Source organism: Sphingobacterium bovisgrunnientis, assembly GCF_009829085.1.
Classification (GTDB): domain Bacteria; phylum Bacteroidota; class Bacteroidia; order Sphingobacteriales; family Sphingobacteriaceae; genus Sphingobacterium; species Sphingobacterium bovisgrunnientis.
This window is the reverse complement of the sequence record NZ_WUQY01000036.1, coordinates 16,436-32,760: the sequence shown is the minus strand read 5'-3', so window position 1 is coordinate 32,760 and position 16,325 is coordinate 16,436. Positions and strand designations below refer to the sequence as shown.

The 16,325-nt window shown below is 34.8% G+C and carries 18 protein-coding genes and 1 tRNA gene; 10 read left to right on the top strand and 9 right to left on the bottom strand.

Annotated features, from left to right (window positions below; translation table 11 throughout):
• The first annotated feature begins 140 nt into the window (after positions 1-140).
• Genes GOQ16_RS14680 through GOQ16_RS14670 form a run of 3 tightly spaced genes read left to right on the top strand, consistent with a single transcriptional unit; the run spans position 141 to position 3,123 of the window.
• Positions 141-608: a helix-turn-helix domain-containing protein gene (locus tag GOQ16_RS14680; RefSeq protein ID WP_160069975.1), complete on the top strand. Its 468-nt coding sequence runs from the start codon at positions 141-143 to the stop codon at positions 606-608.
• Between the two features lie 24 nt (positions 609-632).
• A complete protein-coding gene (locus GOQ16_RS18170) occupies positions 633-983 on the top strand; it encodes an agmatine deiminase family protein (RefSeq protein WP_160069974.1) in 351 nt (116 codons plus the stop codon).
• Positions 984-1,020: 37 nt separating this feature from the next.
• Positions 1,021-3,123, top strand: a complete 2,103-nt coding sequence (locus tag GOQ16_RS14670) for a KAP family P-loop NTPase fold protein (RefSeq protein ID WP_160069973.1) — start codon at positions 1,021-1,023, stop codon at positions 3,121-3,123.
• A 168-nt stretch (positions 3,124-3,291) separates the two neighbouring features.
• Here the strand turns inward: GOQ16_RS14670 and GOQ16_RS14665 are convergent.
• Positions 3,292-3,363, bottom strand: a tRNA-Arg gene (locus tag GOQ16_RS14665).
• Positions 3,364-3,548: 185 nt separating this feature from the next.
• Between GOQ16_RS14665 and GOQ16_RS14660 the strand changes: the two genes are divergently transcribed.
• The 6 genes from GOQ16_RS14660 (at position 3,549) to GOQ16_RS14635 (ending at position 9,615) form a co-directional block, all read left to right on the top strand.
• Complete coding sequence (locus GOQ16_RS14660; RefSeq protein ID WP_160069972.1) at positions 3,549-4,181, top strand: peroxiredoxin; 633 nt, start codon at positions 3,549-3,551, stop codon at positions 4,179-4,181.
• A gap of 60 nt (positions 4,182-4,241) precedes the next feature.
• Positions 4,242-4,556: a thioredoxin family protein gene (locus GOQ16_RS14655; protein WP_160069971.1), complete on the top strand. Its 315-nt coding sequence runs from the start codon at positions 4,242-4,244 to the stop codon at positions 4,554-4,556.
• Entirely contained in the window at positions 4,537-4,794 is a 258-nt protein-coding gene (locus GOQ16_RS14650; protein ID WP_159634549.1) for a DUF6952 family protein, read from the top strand. Before GOQ16_RS14655 ends, GOQ16_RS14650 begins: the two co-directional genes overlap by 20 nt.
• Before the next feature lie 340 nt (positions 4,795-5,134).
• Positions 5,135-7,603 carry a PIG-L family deacetylase gene (locus GOQ16_RS14645; protein WP_160069970.1) on the top strand — a complete coding sequence of 823 codons (2,469 nt, stop codon included), beginning with the start codon at positions 5,135-5,137 and terminating at the stop codon, positions 7,601-7,603.
• Positions 7,604-7,617: 14 nt separating this feature from the next.
• Positions 7,618-7,812 (top strand): hypothetical protein, encoded by a 195-nt coding sequence (locus GOQ16_RS14640; RefSeq protein WP_160069969.1) that lies wholly within the window; start codon positions 7,618-7,620, stop codon positions 7,810-7,812.
• A 105-nt stretch (positions 7,813-7,917) separates the two neighbouring features.
• The gene (locus tag GOQ16_RS14635; RefSeq protein WP_160069968.1) at positions 7,918-9,615 is read left to right on the top strand and encodes a sodium:solute symporter family protein; all 1,698 of its coding nucleotides are present in this window, start codon (positions 7,918-7,920) and stop codon (positions 9,613-9,615) included.
• Between the two features lie 2 nt (positions 9,616-9,617).
• Here GOQ16_RS14635 and GOQ16_RS14630 read toward each other — a convergent pair whose 3' ends face one another.
• The 8 genes from GOQ16_RS14630 to GOQ16_RS14595 all read right to left on the bottom strand — a co-directional run bounded on the left by GOQ16_RS14630 (position 9,618) and on the right by GOQ16_RS14595 (position 15,613).
• A complete protein-coding gene (locus tag GOQ16_RS14630) occupies positions 9,618-10,547 on the bottom strand; it encodes an N-acetylmuramoyl-L-alanine amidase (RefSeq protein WP_160069967.1) in 930 nt (309 codons plus the stop codon).
• A gap of 13 nt (positions 10,548-10,560) precedes the next feature.
• Complete coding sequence (locus tag GOQ16_RS14625) at positions 10,561-11,553, bottom strand: DUF3078 domain-containing protein (RefSeq protein WP_160069966.1); 993 nt, start codon at positions 11,551-11,553, stop codon at positions 10,561-10,563.
• A 9-nt stretch (positions 11,554-11,562) separates the two neighbouring features.
• Positions 11,563-12,237, bottom strand: a complete 675-nt coding sequence (locus GOQ16_RS14620) for a hypothetical protein (protein WP_240141056.1) — start codon at positions 12,235-12,237, stop codon at positions 11,563-11,565.
• Between the two features lie 142 nt (positions 12,238-12,379).
• Complete coding sequence (locus tag GOQ16_RS14615) at positions 12,380-13,216, bottom strand: glucosaminidase domain-containing protein (protein WP_160069965.1); 837 nt, start codon at positions 13,214-13,216, stop codon at positions 12,380-12,382.
• The gene (locus GOQ16_RS14610) at positions 13,213-13,734 is read right to left on the bottom strand and encodes a glucosaminidase domain-containing protein (protein WP_160069964.1); all 522 of its coding nucleotides are present in this window, start codon (positions 13,732-13,734) and stop codon (positions 13,213-13,215) included. The genes GOQ16_RS14615 and GOQ16_RS14610 overlap by 4 nt, the downstream gene beginning before the upstream one ends.
• 22 nt (positions 13,735-13,756) lie before the next feature.
• On the bottom strand, positions 13,757-14,392 hold the full coding sequence (locus tag GOQ16_RS14605; protein ID WP_160069963.1) for an O-methyltransferase: 636 nt from the start codon (positions 14,390-14,392) through the stop codon (positions 13,757-13,759).
• Between the two features lie 150 nt (positions 14,393-14,542).
• Positions 14,543-15,172, bottom strand: a complete 630-nt coding sequence (gene folE / locus GOQ16_RS14600; RefSeq protein WP_149913655.1) for a GTP cyclohydrolase I FolE — start codon at positions 15,170-15,172, stop codon at positions 14,543-14,545.
• Between the two features lie 27 nt (positions 15,173-15,199).
• A complete protein-coding gene (locus GOQ16_RS14595; protein WP_160069962.1) occupies positions 15,200-15,613 on the bottom strand; it encodes a 6-pyruvoyl trahydropterin synthase family protein in 414 nt (137 codons plus the stop codon).
• Between the two features lie 53 nt (positions 15,614-15,666).
• Between GOQ16_RS14595 and mqnB the strand changes: the two genes are divergently transcribed.
• Positions 15,667-16,278 carry a futalosine hydrolase gene (mqnB, locus tag GOQ16_RS14590; RefSeq protein ID WP_160069961.1) on the top strand — a complete coding sequence of 204 codons (612 nt, stop codon included), beginning with the start codon at positions 15,667-15,669 and terminating at the stop codon, positions 16,276-16,278.
• Positions 16,279-16,325: the final 47 nt, after the last annotated feature.

The window sequence follows — 16,325 nt, the reverse complement described above, 5'->3', positions numbered from 1 at the left end:
TCTCCTAGAGAGGTGTACGTTGTTTCAGCTTTTAACTGTAAATTGGCAGGAAGTACAAATTCTGGAATCATAACTAATAGTATAATATTAAATTACACATAATAATTTATATATTTGTTATTTAGATAAAATAAATTACAGTGGGAAAATCAGTCTTACAAATTCAGCGATCAAACGCAACAGAGATAAAGAAATTATTAAATACAAATGATGCTTATACCGTTGGTATAAGACTATACATGGTATATCTTGTTGCATTAGGCTATTCAAGCAGACGGTTGTCTGAACTACATAATATCAGCTTCAAGCAGATAACAAATTGGGTTCATAGATTTGAAAAAGAAGGGGTTGAAGGATTAAAAGATAAGAAAGGGCGCGGTAGACGGAGCAATTTATCAGACGAACAACTCGAAAGAATCAAAAGCTTGGTCATAAACGAAAAACCCTCGGATTATGGATATCAATCTGTAAAGTGGACAGGCCCTCTTTTGGCTCAATGGATTGATAAAGAATATGGCTTAGCCTATCAAAAGGCACAAGTCTATAACTTGCTCGAAAAGGTTGGAATTGTGTTCGAAAAGAAAAAAGGTTTAGTTCATAAAGTGTAATTAATTAGTATACTTTCACCAAAATTGAAGAAGAACCAAATCAATCCGAAATATCCAATTACAGCTCACAATTTGGGCCTAGATACATTTAGAATTGAAGATAGACCAATAGATCAAAGTATTAAATGTCAATGCAAGAAGAAGAAACGAAGTGGTTGCTATTCGGTATCAAAAGGTATTTATGTCAATAATATAATCCTAAATGACACAGTAATACTACCTCAATATACTTTACCTACCAAGAGGGAAACAGAATATTACAATAAAACAAATACAGAGTTATATATCAAATTAGGATTTAAAGTCGAGACTGTCAATTGTGATAATTTATCTCAATATGGAGGATCATTACATTGTTTAAGTTTTGTATATTAATCTTATATTTAGTATGCATACGAAAACCTAAATTACAATGTCATATTTAGCAGATAGGCCTATCACAAATAAATCAGAAGATAAATTCCAAAGATATTCTTTTGCGAAAAGAATCGCTGATACAATCAAGATTAGAGAAAATTCAGAAAGTTTAGTTTTTGGATTATATGGAGCATGGGGAGAGGGAAAATCATCAATTTTAAATTTTATTGATAACGAATTAAGATCAGATGATAATATCCTTAGCATTAGATTTAATCCATGGAGATATAGTGATGAAGAAAGTTTACTAAAAAATTTATTTGATAAAATTACAAAGTCATTAGAAAAGAATTTAGAAACAAAAACTGAAAAATTTGGTGCAGCACTTAAAAAATTATCAGCAATAACAAGTCTTTTTGGTCACGATATTAGTTCTATTGCCAATCTCTTAAACGATACAAAGATAGAGGAGTTTAAAGAAAGAGTTGATGAATTATTAAAAGCAAGCAACTTAAAAGTAGTCATATTTATAGACGATATAGATAGATTAGATAAACAAGAAATTTTCACTATATTTAGAATAGTTAAATTAACAGCTGATTTTGAAAACACAATTTATGTACTATCATTTGATGATGAAATGGTTTCAGAGGCAATTGGAGATAGATTTGGTTCAGGAAACATAGAAGCGGGTAGATCTTTCTTGGAAAAAATAATTCAAGTACCATTAACAATACCTAAAGTTCAACCAGAAGCATTAAAAAACCTTTGCTTTTCCCTCGTTGAAGACAACTTAAATTTATCAAATATCACGTTATCAGATGATCAAATTAAAAGATTTGTTTATCAATTTACTTCACATATTCTTTCTGAAATAGACACACCTCGTCATGTTGTAAGATATGGAAATACTATATCCTTTTCTCTGCCACTATTAAAGGATGAAGTAAATACCGTTGATTTATTATTAATTGAAGCAATTAAAACATTTTATCCTAAACATTATAATTTAATAAAAAGTGAACCTATATTTTTTATAGGAGATAAAGAAAATTTCTTATTCGGTAATGATGCTGAGAAAAAAGAAGATCTGAAAAACAGACTTGATAAATTATCTCAAAATAAAAGCCTGATTGAGAAAGAAAAAATTAGATTTATACTTACTGATTTATTCCCAAAATTGAGCTCATTATATAATACTTATAATAATTCAGTTGAAAACAAAAACGAATGGTTTGTAAAGAAAAGGATTTGTTCAGATCAGTATTTTAAAAGATATTTCTCATATTGTGTAATTGAAGGAGAAGTATCTGATATTCAATTTGAAGATTTTCTAAATCAGTTAAAAACTAAATCAATAGATGATTTAGTTGTAATTGCTTTAGATATTTTAAAAAACTCAAAAGCAGATAACTTTATTCAAAAGTTAAGAAGTAAGGAATCGTCTTTCTCGTGGGAAGATGGTAAAAAAATTTCATTGATATTGTGTCATTTATCTGATGTGTTTCCAGAAGGAGACGGAGCATTCTATTTTTCTGGAACATTCGATCAAGCTGCAATTTTTATTTCACGAGTAATTGAATGTAATAAAACAATTAACACTTTTGAATTTGCTAAAGAGCTAATGTCATATGCTAAGGAATCAAGATTCGCTTATTCAATAAACAATTGGTTAAGAAAAGGAGACAATATTGAGGATAAACTATATACACTTGAGCAATATCAAATACTTGCCAAGATCCTAACAGATAGAGTTATAAAGGAGGCTGGTGAAATAAGTATTTTTCAACTAAATGAAGATTACATGTATTATCTATTAAACACCTGGATAGAGCGTGATAAAAAAGGTTTTACTAGATACACAAAAAAATTTCTGAACAATGCAAAAGAAAACATAATTTCATTTCTAGAATTCTTTGTACCCTATCGAATGGATGTGAATAGTGGTAATAAATATAAGTTGGACATTACCAAGGATCAATATGAATATATTATTTCCATATATAATAAAGACGAAATATTTAAAAGAATTACTAAAGTGTATTCTATAAAAGAGATTTCAAAAGAAATACCCTATTTTATCGACCTCTCAAATAAAAAATATACCATTTTAAATATGATACGACAATACTACAAATGGTACAAAAGTGATATATAATATTTTGAAAAAAGGTTTGAGAATCTTGTATGTTGAAAGAAAACCTAGAAATTTCGAAACTATATAAATATTTAGATTAAAAAATCGACGAATTGTATGGGATCTTGTATGAGACCTTTTCAAAAGTGCCGAAGTTTTAAAGATTTCGGCATTTTTCATTAAAAATTGTAGCCCCGAGCAGAATCGAACTGCTATCAAATGTTTAGGAAACATCTATTCTATCCGTTGAACTACGGGGCCAGCTAAAAAATATAATGCCAAAAATATAAAATGACTTAATTAAAAACTAATTTCCCCTGAAATATAAAATATACCAATAATATTTAAACAAAAATATAGACTATACCAATGCCCTATAGGCAATAACTATACGATTGTATCGTCTTTATGCTTACCTTTGCAGCACATTAAAAGAAGATACTATTATGAGTTTTACAGGTAAAAATTTCCCGAACATTACTGTTGATGCTATTGATTATTTAGGTGACTATATTTCACTTAACCTTTTTGAAAAAGCTCAAAAAGAAAATAAAAAAATCTTATTATTCTGGTACCCAAAAGATTTCACGTTCGTTTGTCCTACTGAATTACACGCTTTCCAAGAAGCTGTAGCGGAGTTCGAAAAACGTAATACAATCGTTATTGGCGCTTCATGTGACTCAAATGAGGTTCACTTTGCTTGGTTAAACACTGCTAAAGATAATGGTGGTATCGAAGGTGTAGAATATCCTATCATTGCGGATACAAACCGCAACTTGTCAAGTATCTTAGGTATTTTAGATGTGAAAGAAGTTGAGCACCCAGAGTTTGGTTTAATCGCTGAAGGTTCTGCTGTTACTTTCCGTGCTACTTACTTAATCGATGAGACTGGTAAAGTATTCCACGAATCAGTAAACGATATGCCTTTAGGTCGTAATGTAAAAGAATATATCCGTTTGGTAGACGCTTACACACACGTTCAAAAACATGGTGAAGTATGTCCAGCAAACTGGGAAGAAGGTAAAGACGCTATGAACGCAACTCGCGATGGTGTAGCTTCTTACTTATCAATGAACTAAGAAATTAGGTTTATCTCCTGAGGCGGAGTACTTCCGCCTCTATTCAAAAATCAAGATATTATGCTACAAGAATTAGAAAACGACACGTTACAAACAGTTGTGGCTAACAACGATACTGTAATAGTACAATATTCGGCTTCATGGTGCGGAAATTGCCGTATTATGAAACCAAAATTCAAAAAAATGGCTAACGAGAACGAAAATGTAAACTTCGTAATCGTGGATGCAGAGAAATTCCCTGAGTCTAGAAAATTAGCTAAGGTAGATAATTTACCTACCTTCGCCGCTTTCAAAAATGGTCAATTGGTAAATCAAGTACAAACAAACAAAATCGACGGATTAATCGACTTATTAAATGAAGTTACCAGTAATTAAGCACTTGACGGATTTCATCGAACAAAACGATGCAGATTATGTCTTGGAAACAATCGAAACATTAGAAGCTCTTACAGAAGTACCTTCCTTGAAAGATGAAGAACTAGATGTCATCGGCGAACTAATTTCAAATATGTACGGTGCCATCGAGGTGGATAAATTGATCAAAGAAGGTACACCGAAAAAAGAAGCTTTAAACGTTTTTATGAAACGTGTTTTAGGCTCGATAGATAAATAAATATCTGTCTGATAATAGTAAAAACATTTGTTTAAAAAGGTTTCCAGATTGCGTATGTGCAAAACTTCGCCAATGTGGAAATTTTTTTTTACTCGACTTGAAAGTATTTCAATCTTTTATACTACTTTTATAATAGAGCTCAGATAACTCTGATTAGTAACATCAGCCTTTAATTACTGACATTTTAATCATCGAAAGATTTATTTAAGCATTCTATTTAAGACTAAAAGATTTTTAATTGTTGTTGAAAAAGAGTTGAAATAATATTTCAGCTCTTTTTTCATTTTTAACAATTCTGTTTCAATAGCTTATTTTTAAGTGAAACCAATTATATTTAGCTATGCGAAATTATTTCAAATACATCACCTTCGTTTTTTTATTGCTTATAAATGGTCAGCAAGCAAATAGTCAGACCTCTCCAAAATCTGCAAGTGATATTGGAATTGGATTGCAGAAACTCAATACACTAGGATCTGTATTATATTTCGCTGCGCATCCCGATGATGAAAATACCCGACTAATTGCCTGGCTCGCTCAGGAGCAAAAATATAGAACCGCATATCTTTCGCTTACACGTGGTGATGGTGGTCAAAATCTTTTGGGCACAGATTTGGGCATTAATCTAGGAATGATTCGTACACAAGAATTGTTGGCAGCACGTGCTATAGACAAAGGTGAACAATTTTTCTCCTCAGCTTATGATTTTGGTTTCTCCAAAACGCACGAAGAAACCTTTCAATTCTGGGATCACGAGACAGCTTTGCGTGAAGCGGTTTGGATTATACGAAAATTCCAACCTGATGTTATTATCAATCGCTTTCCACCAGACAGAAGAGGAGGTCACGGGCATCATCAAGCATCAGCTATTTTGGCACACGAAGCTTTCATTGCGGCAGCTGATAAAAATAAATTCCCAGAACAACTTCAAACAGTGAGTACCTGGCAAGCCAAAAGATTGCTTTGGAATACCGCTAATTTCGGTGGACAAAACAATACTTCAGATAGTCAATTGAAGGTTGAAATTGGACACTATAACGCTTTATTAGGCGAATCCTATGGTGAAATTGCGGCAAAAAGTCGTTCGCAACATAAAACTCAAGGTTTTGGCGCTGCTGCCTCACGTGGCATGAGTACGGAGTATTTTGAACATGTGGCAGGCGCAAAAGCAAATAACAACCTATTGGATGGCGTTGAGACATCTTGGAAAAGATTGCCTAATTCACAAACTATTCAAAAACTTATCGAAAAATTAAATACTGAGTTTCAAGCAAACTATCCTCAAAAATCCGTTAATGATTTAATTCAACTCAAAAAAGCGTTAGATGCTTATAAAGTGGATAGTAAAAATGCACAAGCTGCGAACCACGCATATTGGATAGCCCAAAAACAAAAGGAAGTAAAAGATCTAATCATTGCTTGTGCTGGAATCTGGGTAGACGCATACTCAACCCAAAGTCAACAAGTCGTAAATCAGGAATTTACTTTTCAAGTTGAAGCAATTGTGCGCAACCCTGAAGTTCAGGTAGAGTTGGTTAATATTAATAATAAAAATGTCCAGCATAGTTTTCAAACAAATAATTTGTGGAGAGGCTCCGCGAATACAAAATTGAACAAAACATCACAGCCGTATTGGCTTGTTGAACCAAATACATTGGGGAAATTTAATATTCCAATCGAATCTGTGGGTTATCCAACCAATCCTGAGCACGCTCATGCAACTTTCACCTTGAAAATAAATGGCGAACCTATTTCTATTACACAAGAAATCCAACACCGTTATGTTGACCCTGTGAAAGGTGAAGTGAACAATCCATTGGTTATACTTCCAGAGTTGACTGTTGAAACAAGCTCTTCCATTCTTTTGAGCAAAAATCAAGAGCAGAAAATAATTGAAGTAACTTTCACAAGACATGATAAAAGTAAAAATACATTTGAAGTAAATATACCTGCGTTAGAGGGTTGGGAGATTTCGGACATCAAATGGACTTTGAATTTTAGTAATGAAAATTCGATAGTGAAGACATTGACATTGAAGCCCCTTTCGGAGCGTTCAAATAATGCGACTTTGCGTTTCCAACATAATGGCAAAACGCTTACGCATATAAAAACGCTTAACTATGATCATGTTCCGTCGATTACATGGTTTCCATCAACAGAAATCTCTTGTCAGAATTTACAATTGACAAATAAGGTGCAACATATTGGCTATCTCGCTGGAGCCGGCGATTTAGTGGCAGAATCATTAGAACAAATTGGAATTAAAGTTACAAAACTGTCCGATAAAGATATAACAACTGCATCACTTCAACAGTACGATGCTGTGGTAGTTGGGGTACGTTATTTCAATGTGGTACAAAATGGCTCAAATACACAAAAGAAATTGTTGGATTATGCGCAAAATGGTGGAGTTGTCTTAGTACAATACAATGTAAATAGCAAGTTATCAACTGACAAACTTGGCCCTTATAATTTTAGCCTAGGCAGAAGTCGCGTGACGGAAGAAGATTCGCAGTTCTCATTTGATGAAAAAGACATTGCATTAAACTTCCCTAATAAAATCAGCAATAAAGATTTTGAAGGGTGGGTACAAGAACGAGGCTTGTATTTTGCAGAAAATATTGATAGCAAATACAGAACTCCATTACGATTAAATGATAAAGAAGAACAACCACACAATGGCTCACTTTTAATTGCCAAACATGGAAAAGGTAAGTTTGTGTACACGTCACTATCGTTTTTCAGACAATTGCCTGCCGGAGTTCCCGGAGCTTATAGATTATTTGTAAATTTGTTAACAAACGAAAATTAATATATCACAATAACATGGAAAATCAAGTAAATGAGCAGCCTTTAAACGTTAAGGGTTTAATCTTATTAATCGGAACTGTCTTTGGTGCATTAATCGCTTTTGCAAAATGTGCTTCATTCTTAAGCATCATTGGTGGTTTAGTGGGCGGACTAATTGTTGCTACAATCTTTATTTCTGTCATTTTACCACACAAAGAAAGTGATAGATAACAATATGCCACCATTTGCGCGTAGCTGGAAACAATTTTACTGGATAGTAGTTGTATGGCTCGTGCTGTGCATATTAGGGATGTATTTATTTACAAAATATTTCTCATGAGTATTATCGACTGGATAGTACTTTTTTCTACCCTGCTTTTGATAGTTCTGTATGGAATCTACAAAAGCAGGAATATTAATAATATCGAAGGTTTTCTACTTAGCAACCGCGAATTACCGTGGTATAATGTTGGACTTTCGGTGATGGCGACTCAAGCCAGTGCGATTACTTTCTTATCTGCTCCCGGGCTAGCGTATACTTCAGGAATGAGCTTTGTCCAGTTTTATTTTGGACTGCCCCTCGCCATGATTGTGCTCTGCATTACTTTCGTTCCTATATATCATAAGCTTCAAGTATTCACCGCTTATGAATTCCTTGAAAAACGATTTGATATCAAGACGCGCTCTCTTACAGCGTTCTTATTTTTGATACAACGCGGCATATCTACTGGTATAACCATATTTGCGCCTTCTATAATTTTATCTGCTGTATTACACGTTGATGTATTTTACACCACATTACTGATTGGAAGTGTAGTGGTCCTTTACACTACCTACGGAGGCACAAAAGCTGTTTCGTATACGCAATTACTCCAAATGGGAATCATTTTTGGAGGACTACTTGCTGCCGGAATGATGGTTATTCATTTTTTACCATCAGAAATCGGCTTTGTAGAAGCTTTGCATATTGCTGGCGAATCAAATAAAACCAATGCTATTGATTTTACATTGGATTGGAACAACCAATACACAGTTTGGACAGGATTAATTGGTGGTTTCTTTTTGCAACTGTCCTATTTTGGAACAGACCAAAGTCAAGTGGGGCGCTATCTTACAGGTTCTTCAGTTCGTGAAAGCCGAATGGGATTATTGATGAATGGACTATTGAAAATTCCGATGCAGTTTTGTATTCTGTTAATTGGGGTATTGGTTTTCGTATACTATCAATATAACAATGCGCCGTTATTTTTTAATCCAACAGAAATTCATAAGATAGAAAATAGTATTCACGCAGAAGACTACAAAAAACTACAAACAGAACAAAATGCGCTAACACAACAACGTATTCAGACGCTCAATGCTTTGCATGAAGCCAGAGTTAATAATAAAGAATCGAGTCTTGAGCAAGAAAAACAAAATTTAGATGATATAAATACGAAATCAGCGGTATTGCGTAAGTCCGCTGTTGATCTGATAAAAGCCAACGACAGCAAAGCCGAAACGAATGATAATAATTATATCTTTCTATCCTTCGTGACATCTGTCTTTCCAAAGGGATTGATTGGATTGCTCATTGCCATCATTATGTTGGCGTCCATGGGGGCAACATCGAGCGCGATAAATTCATTAGCATCTACTACAGTTATAGACATCTACAAGCGCCTAATCAATCAAAATGCTTCCGAAAAAACCTACCTAAATGTATCTCGCATGTCGACTTTGGGATGGGGAATATTCACAATTATAGTGGCCTTATTTGCAAATAAGCTGGGCAATTTGCTGGAAGCTGTTAATATTTTAGGCTCTCTATTCTATGGCACCATTCTCGGAATATTTCTCGTGGCATTTTATTTTAAGAGAATACGTGGGAACGCCGTATTCTGGGCTGCCGTAGTTACCGAAATCATAATAGTTTATATTTGGTATTTGGATGTAATAGCCTTCTTATGGCTGAATTTAATTGGATGTGTACTCGTTATTCTGTTTGGATATCTTCTAGAATATATTTTACCAAAAAAACAGTTAACATATTAATACTAATAATACTTCCTGTACAAATCGTATAAAACGGCCTTATCACGAGCCGTTAAAACACCATTGACTTCTGTGCGAATATATTTACGCTTGAACGCACGAATAGCGGCTTCTGGATTGCTCATATCATAACCCATGATTTTAAGCGCATCTATTGGATTAAAGTTAAAAGGTGGTTCAGCCAGGAAATCTTCATTATACCATATTCCAAATCCACTCTCAGCTAATCTTTTCCATGGAAAATTTACATTTGGATCATCTTTGCGCTTGGGCGCAATATCTGCGTGACCAATAAAGTTAAGTTGCGGAATAAGATATTTAGTTTTTAATGTATCTAAAAGAATTAATAATGCATCAATCTGGGAATCAGGGAATGGGTCTCTCCCATTATTATCTAATTCTATTCCTATTGAAGCAGAATTCATATCTGTCACAGATCCCCACTTACTTTTGCCCGCGTGCCACGCTCGCTCATAATCATTAAGCATTTGTATGACCTGTCCATCACGACCAATTACATAATGAGAGCTAACCTTAGTGTGTGCCAATTGAAACGTACGAACAGTTTGAGAAGTACTGTTTTGAGAGGTGTGGTGTATGATGACATAATTAGGCTTTCGGTTATCATAATGAATAGCACTAGCCCAATTCGCCGATTTATTAATTCCAGTAAGCTTTTGCTCGGCTAATTTCTCTTCAGGAGTAAGCTCCTGAAAAGTTGTACCCAAGTCGAATTGCTTTACGGAATCTACCTTTACTGGCAATGTCACCACGCTATCTTGGAGATTTGCACTTCCTATTTGTTTAATTAAAGAAGTTAAAGAATCCACCTTTTGCTGAGAAGTCGATATTAATGGTTTTTGGGAACTAACTTTAGAACTACCGCAAGCACCAAAGATTACTAAAACCAACAATCCAACCCATTTCTGCATTTTGTCAATTCTTTTATCTTGGGAATGAGAACAAAATACCTAAAGCTAGGGCTTGACTGAACTGCACCTTAGTGTCTTGATCAGAATCATATACTAATATACCAGAAGCACTCACATTTACTAATCGAGTCACTTTAGCCGTTAATGTCAAGTCCAAACGATTATCGGGATCAGATAAATCTTTATAATCTGCAAACAAATTATATCTTGCTTTTAGGTTCAGGTTCTTCGATAAATCTTTATCTAAATTGGCTGTGACCTGAAAAGCGAGATCATTACGTACTTTTTTTCCTGGCTCCACACCATAAACAGCTTTACCTCCCTCTGGTGGTGCAATTCTATTATCCAAAATCACTGTTTGACGTGCCGTACCCGTGCCCAAGCGCAAAGAGAAGGATTTGTCAGGTTTATACTCCAAACCAAATGATTCAGTGAAATATCCTGGTGCCATAAACGCGGAAATCGTATCTGTAATTATTTCAAAGCCATCAGCATCTTTACCATATTTATAACCTTGATCAAATTGAGATTCAAAAGTTAAAGAGAAAAACAAGGCCCATTTATCGGTAAATTTGTAAGAAAGCTTATTATCCCAGAAGATACGGTCGTTGTTCTTTTTAGCGAGCTGATCTTTATTCTGGATTTTACCATATTTAAGATCCAATTCCGAAACAAAATTAAACCTATCACGTGTATAATCTGCTTTATGCCAAAATAAACCCATCAGAGACATCGAATTAACACCTCCGGCATTCCAGTTGTCACTGAAAGATGCTTGATTGGCATTCAATCCAAACTTTGTCCAATGTTTCCAATAGTTGACCTGTAGACCTAATTGAGGAATAGGTACATTGATTTGCTTGATCGAATTTTCTTTAATAGTATCCGCATTCAATATTTTTGAATCTGGTTTCTCACGCAAATCTTTTAAATTCACCTGAGCATAAGATTGCATGCCCACAAACGACATGATAACAGTAAGGATAATAGTTAGATTTCTTAACATAAAAAACGTCTAATTTCCCAAATTTAAGTTTATTTCATTCAAATCTGGTAATGGTTTAATATATGGTATATGTTTAAAATATTCGTACTTCGTTTTAATATATTTAATTAATTGATATCGGTCTGCTGTCAACACAAAATTATAGGTTGGACGATATCGAATCATAAAATTATCGAGCGGTTCTCCTTCTAATCCAGTAACATCGCGAACGAGCTCTCTTGTAAAGACAATATCTATATAATTATCTTCGTACTCCTTTTGAAAATACTTCGTCAATCTACGCGCATTTTTCCCTTCTCTACTGAAATAGTTATAAACGGCGTCTATACTTAGCCCAGCTCCATTCTGCCCCACGCTAACAAAATCTCCCGGATCAGCAAGTCGATATGCCTTATTATACTCTTCTCTACGTCGCGCTAATATCTCTTCTGGTGACACACGGCCCATAACAGTAACTGGAGCTATGGCTATAGTTTTTCTTTTCAAACTAATTATAAGTGCCTTTGCTCCTTCGTATGTTATCGTATCACCATGATAATTTTCCTTATTCGCTATTATAACATCACCAGGTTTAAGTCTTAAAATAAACTCGCCTTTGCTGTTATTATAGATATTTGCACCAGTTGTCTTATTTACGATCAATACTTTAGCTATACGCTGCTTGCTTTCTGCATCCAGTACCATGCCCCCAATATTTTCTTGGGCAAATGACCAGAAGGGGAACAAACTACATAGTAAAATTAAATGTATATGGCAGATATTGAGTTTCACAATGATAAAACTACATTATTATCCAATAAATTACCACTATATTAACATCTTTTCACTATTTGCTAATTACCAACAACTGACCTATCGATAGATTTTCAGAAGGCAAGTTGTTCAATTGCTTGATTTGATCAACTGTGACATTATATTGTTTCGAAATACTATACAATGTATTACCTGATTTCACTTCGTGAATAATCATTTGGACTGGAGATTTTATTTTCTCAGCCTGCACCACTTCGCCAGTTTCTTCCTTTTTTTCGATGGTTGTTTCAATTTTGACTTCACGAACAATTTTCTCCGAACGACTTTCTGCCGAATCGTATTTATATAATTCGTAACGCTCAATCAAATCAATCAGCAATTCGGGATAGCGTGGGTTAGTAGCATAGCCAGCATCCTTAAGACCTCGCGCCCAACCTCTGTAATCATTCTTATCCAAACTAAACAATTTTTCATAACGCTTACGCAATAGAAATTGCGAATGATCTTTGAAAGACTGCTCTGGATTATCATATACACGAAAACAATCGTTAGGATTGTCATCCGACTTCGTAATACTTTTCCCTGTCCATGTGCCACCACATTTGATGCCAAAATGATTATTTGCATCACGTGCTAATGTAGAATTTCCGTTACCAGATTCTAACAAAGCTTGCGCTAGCTTAATACTTGCTGGAATACCGTATTTTTCCATTTCAGCTATCGCAATATTCTTGTATTGACCGATATAACTCAAACCTGTAGTTGAGGTAGGTTTTCGCTCAGAAGAAGTGGTATTTGGTCCTTTTAATGTGGTAGAAGCTGAAGGATTTTTGGATAAAGTCGTCGTACGCTTACTCGCGCAAGAACTTAATAATCCAATGATTAGCAAAATATAAACAAGTAATCTCATTTTTGGGAAGCAGAATAATGGCTTATGTTATCGTATTGGTCTAAATTATATCTCTTTATTGTCCCCAAGACATGTGTTTTCCATGATTTCGTCTGCGAATAACCCGAACGCGCTATTCCATTCACCCAGGCAGAAAAATCTTTAAAAGCATATTTATCAAATAAATGTACAGTGGTCTTTCTGCGCTTCAATAAACCAATAAAATCAGAGTATGACTCTTTTGTTGATGAATAACCCTTGTAAGCAGATTTGATCTTCTTACTGTTATTTTTTCCTTTGATTCCGAAGTGATTATTTAAGTGCTTTGCTATACGGCTATTGCCATAGGCACTTTCATGAATAGCGACTGCTAAAATCACAGATGCTGGCACACCTGTCTCGTGCATGAGCTGCTGGGCCATTGTTTTATGTTCCTCGATATAACTTTTTGGCGTAAACTTATTCTGCCCAAATAATGCTATACTACTGAAACACAAGAACACTACGAGCAGCCATTTGCTGATTAATGATTTTTGCATTTTCTCTTTTTTAGTTCAACCATTACTTTTTGCGCAATACAAAAAGTCCGTCTCTAACAGGCAATATGAGTTTTTCAACTCTTGAATCCCTTGCCAATATGTTATTTAATTCTAATACTTGTTTTGTTTGATTATCCGGGTTCTCATCAAAAACCTTGCCTTTCCACAATACATTATCGATCATCAAAATGCCCCCTGAAGGAACTCGATCTACTAGCATATCATAATAGGTAAGATTTCTCTTCTTATCGGCATCAATGAACACCAAGTCAAAATCACCTTCCAATGTGGGAATTATTTCAAAAGCATCACCAATATGGTAACGAATTTGAGTCGCAAAAGGCGAATTGTCAAAATAACCCTGTACACGCTCTTCTTGCTCTTCGTTAATATCGATAGTGTGCAAGAAACCTTCTGGCACTAAGCCTTCTGCCAAACACAATGTCGCATAACCTGTGAATGTGCCAATCTCAAGAATGCGCTTAGGAGAAACCATTTTACTTATCATGGACAATACACGTCCTTGATAGTGACCAGACATCATATGCGGCATAGTCTCCCGCAAATATGTCTCTCTATTAATCGTCTTAAGCAATGAATTTTCTTCATCGCAAATGTTCTCCAAATAACTATTTACGCGCTCCTCATTTTGAAACATAAAAGCAAAGTTAGAAAGTTATTTTAATTTCAATTGTATTAATAAACAACAATGGACTATCCTAAATCCAATTCGTTTAATATCTAAATAAAAAAACCTACATAATATGAATACTATGCAGGTTTTTGAGTTATATTTTCCAAATAATATTTAATCCAGCGAAGCCGTGATTAAACGTAAAAATTCTGATCGTGTAACATCGTTTTGAAATGCACCTGTGAAAGCCGAAGTAGTAGTTACAGAATTTTGTTTCTGTACACCACGCATTGCCATACACATATGCTTACATTCGATGACTACAGCTACACCCGCCGGATTCAAAGTATCTTGTATACAATCTCTGATTTCATTTGTTAAACGCTCCTGTACTTGCAAGCGACGTGCAAACGCATCAACAACGCGAGGGATTTTACTCAATCCTACGATATGTCCATTTGGAATATATGCAATATGCGCCTTTCCGAAAAATGGCAACATATGGTGCTCACACATGGAATAGACTTCGATATCTTTGACTACAACCATTTGACTATAGTCTTCCTCAAACATCGCGCTACGTAAAACTGATGCCGCATCAATATCATAACCGTGCGTTAAAAACTGCAACGCTTTAGCCACACGCTCTGGTGTCTTTATCAAACCTTCGCGGTTTGGGTCTTCGCCCAAAGCTCCCAAAATATCCGAATAATGATTAGCAATACGGTCTACCTGCTCTGTATTATACTGGTCAATTTTTCTATAACCATCCAATTCCTCATTGAAATCCGTAGGATTACTCATTTTATTGTTTTTTGTTTGATTACTTGATTAATCGCCGAAATATTCGACGGAGTTATTTTCTGTTTCGTGCAACTTTACACTATGCAAAATGACATTTTCTTTATCAAAATGTGGCTTTAGCTGGCGAAATATTTCCATGGCTATGACTTCCGTTGAAGCCATCTTACCCTGCATAAAATCGACATCCAAATTAATATTCTTGTGGTCTAATTTATTAATCACGTACGTGTTGATGATACTTTTCATGATTTTCAGATCAATGACGAATCCCGTGATTGGATCAACCTCACCTTTCACCGTGACAAATAATTCATAATTATGCCCATGCCAATTCGGATTTGCACAATACCCGAAGATAGCCTCATTTTTCTCGGCAGACCATTCTTCCCGATGCAATTTGTGTGCTGCGCAAAAGCGCTCTCTTCGCGTGATATGTATCATAACTACAAAGATACCTTAAAAAAAATTAACTTAGCATTTCAAAATATAAGAAAATGAAGCCCTTGATTGTCGCTGCTACACGGTTTGAAATACTGGATAGCATTCCACTATTAGAAGAAAAACAAATACCTTATTTGATCACTGGAGTCGGTATGACTGCTACGGCGTATGCATTGGGTAAAGCTTTAACGCAACAACAAGATATTTCACACGTATTGAATGTTGGGATAGCCGGATCATTTGATAAAAGTATTCCATTAGGTGAAGTTTTGGCTATTCATACTGACACATTTTATGAGTTAGGCGCAGAAAATGGGGATAAATTTTTGAGTATAGAGGAACTCGGTTTTGGTAAAGGAACTTACCATAATATTAATACGTCTATAGATCACAAACTGCCGAAGCATGAAGCCATCACGGTGAATAAAGTGCACGGAAATGAAAAAACTATACAGAAAGTATTGATGAAGTACCCAAATGTCAAAGTGGAAAGCATGGAAGGTGCTGCTGTATTTTATACGTGTGAACAAGAAGGTATGCCATGTGCACAAATAAGAGCGATATCAAATTACGTGGAACGTAGAAATAAAGGGATCTGGCAGATAGATTTGGCACTTAAAAACCTGAACTATTGGCTACAGAAATTCCTTTTAGAAAATTATTAAGTAATAGCAAAAGGTTATCAAAAAATGACAAATATCATCGCAATTCC

Coding starts and splice junctions, on each gene's coding strand:
- GOQ16_RS14670 (WP_160069973.1), top strand. CDS start 1,021: ATGTCATATTTAGCAGATAGGCCTATCACAAATAAATCAGAAGATAAA.
- GOQ16_RS14660 (WP_160069972.1), top strand. CDS start 3,549: ATGAGTTTTACAGGTAAAAATTTCCCGAACATTACTGTTGATGCTATT.
- GOQ16_RS14655 (WP_160069971.1), top strand. CDS start 4,242: ATGCTACAAGAATTAGAAAACGACACGTTACAAACAGTTGTGGCTAAC.
- GOQ16_RS14650 (WP_159634549.1), top strand. CDS start 4,537: ATGAAGTTACCAGTAATTAAGCACTTGACGGATTTCATCGAACAAAAC.
- GOQ16_RS14645 (WP_160069970.1), top strand. CDS start 5,135: ATGCGAAATTATTTCAAATACATCACCTTCGTTTTTTTATTGCTTATA.
- GOQ16_RS14640 (WP_160069969.1), top strand. CDS start 7,618: ATGGAAAATCAAGTAAATGAGCAGCCTTTAAACGTTAAGGGTTTAATC.
- GOQ16_RS14635 (WP_160069968.1), top strand. CDS start 7,918: ATGAGTATTATCGACTGGATAGTACTTTTTTCTACCCTGCTTTTGATA.
- GOQ16_RS14630 (WP_160069967.1), bottom strand. CDS start 10,547: ATGCAGAAATGGGTTGGATTGTTGGTTTTAGTAATCTTTGGTGCTTGC.
- GOQ16_RS14625 (WP_160069966.1), bottom strand. CDS start 11,553: ATGTTAAGAAATCTAACTATTATCCTTACTGTTATCATGTCGTTTGTG.
- GOQ16_RS14620 (WP_240141056.1), bottom strand. CDS start 12,237: ATGGTACTGGATGCAGAAAGCAAGCAGCGTATAGCTAAAGTATTGATC.
- GOQ16_RS14615 (WP_160069965.1), bottom strand. CDS start 13,216: ATGAGATTACTTGTTTATATTTTGCTAATCATTGGATTATTAAGTTCT.
- GOQ16_RS14610 (WP_160069964.1), bottom strand. CDS start 13,734: ATGCAAAAATCATTAATCAGCAAATGGCTGCTCGTAGTGTTCTTGTGT.
- GOQ16_RS14605 (WP_160069963.1), bottom strand. CDS start 14,392: ATGTTTCAAAATGAGGAGCGCGTAAATAGTTATTTGGAGAACATTTGC.
- folE (WP_149913655.1), bottom strand. CDS start 15,172: ATGAGTAATCCTACGGATTTCAATGAGGAATTGGATGGTTATAGAAAA.
- GOQ16_RS14595 (WP_160069962.1), bottom strand. CDS start 15,613: ATGATACATATCACGCGAAGAGAGCGCTTTTGCGCAGCACACAAATTG.
- mqnB (WP_160069961.1), top strand. CDS start 15,667: ATGAAGCCCTTGATTGTCGCTGCTACACGGTTTGAAATACTGGATAGC.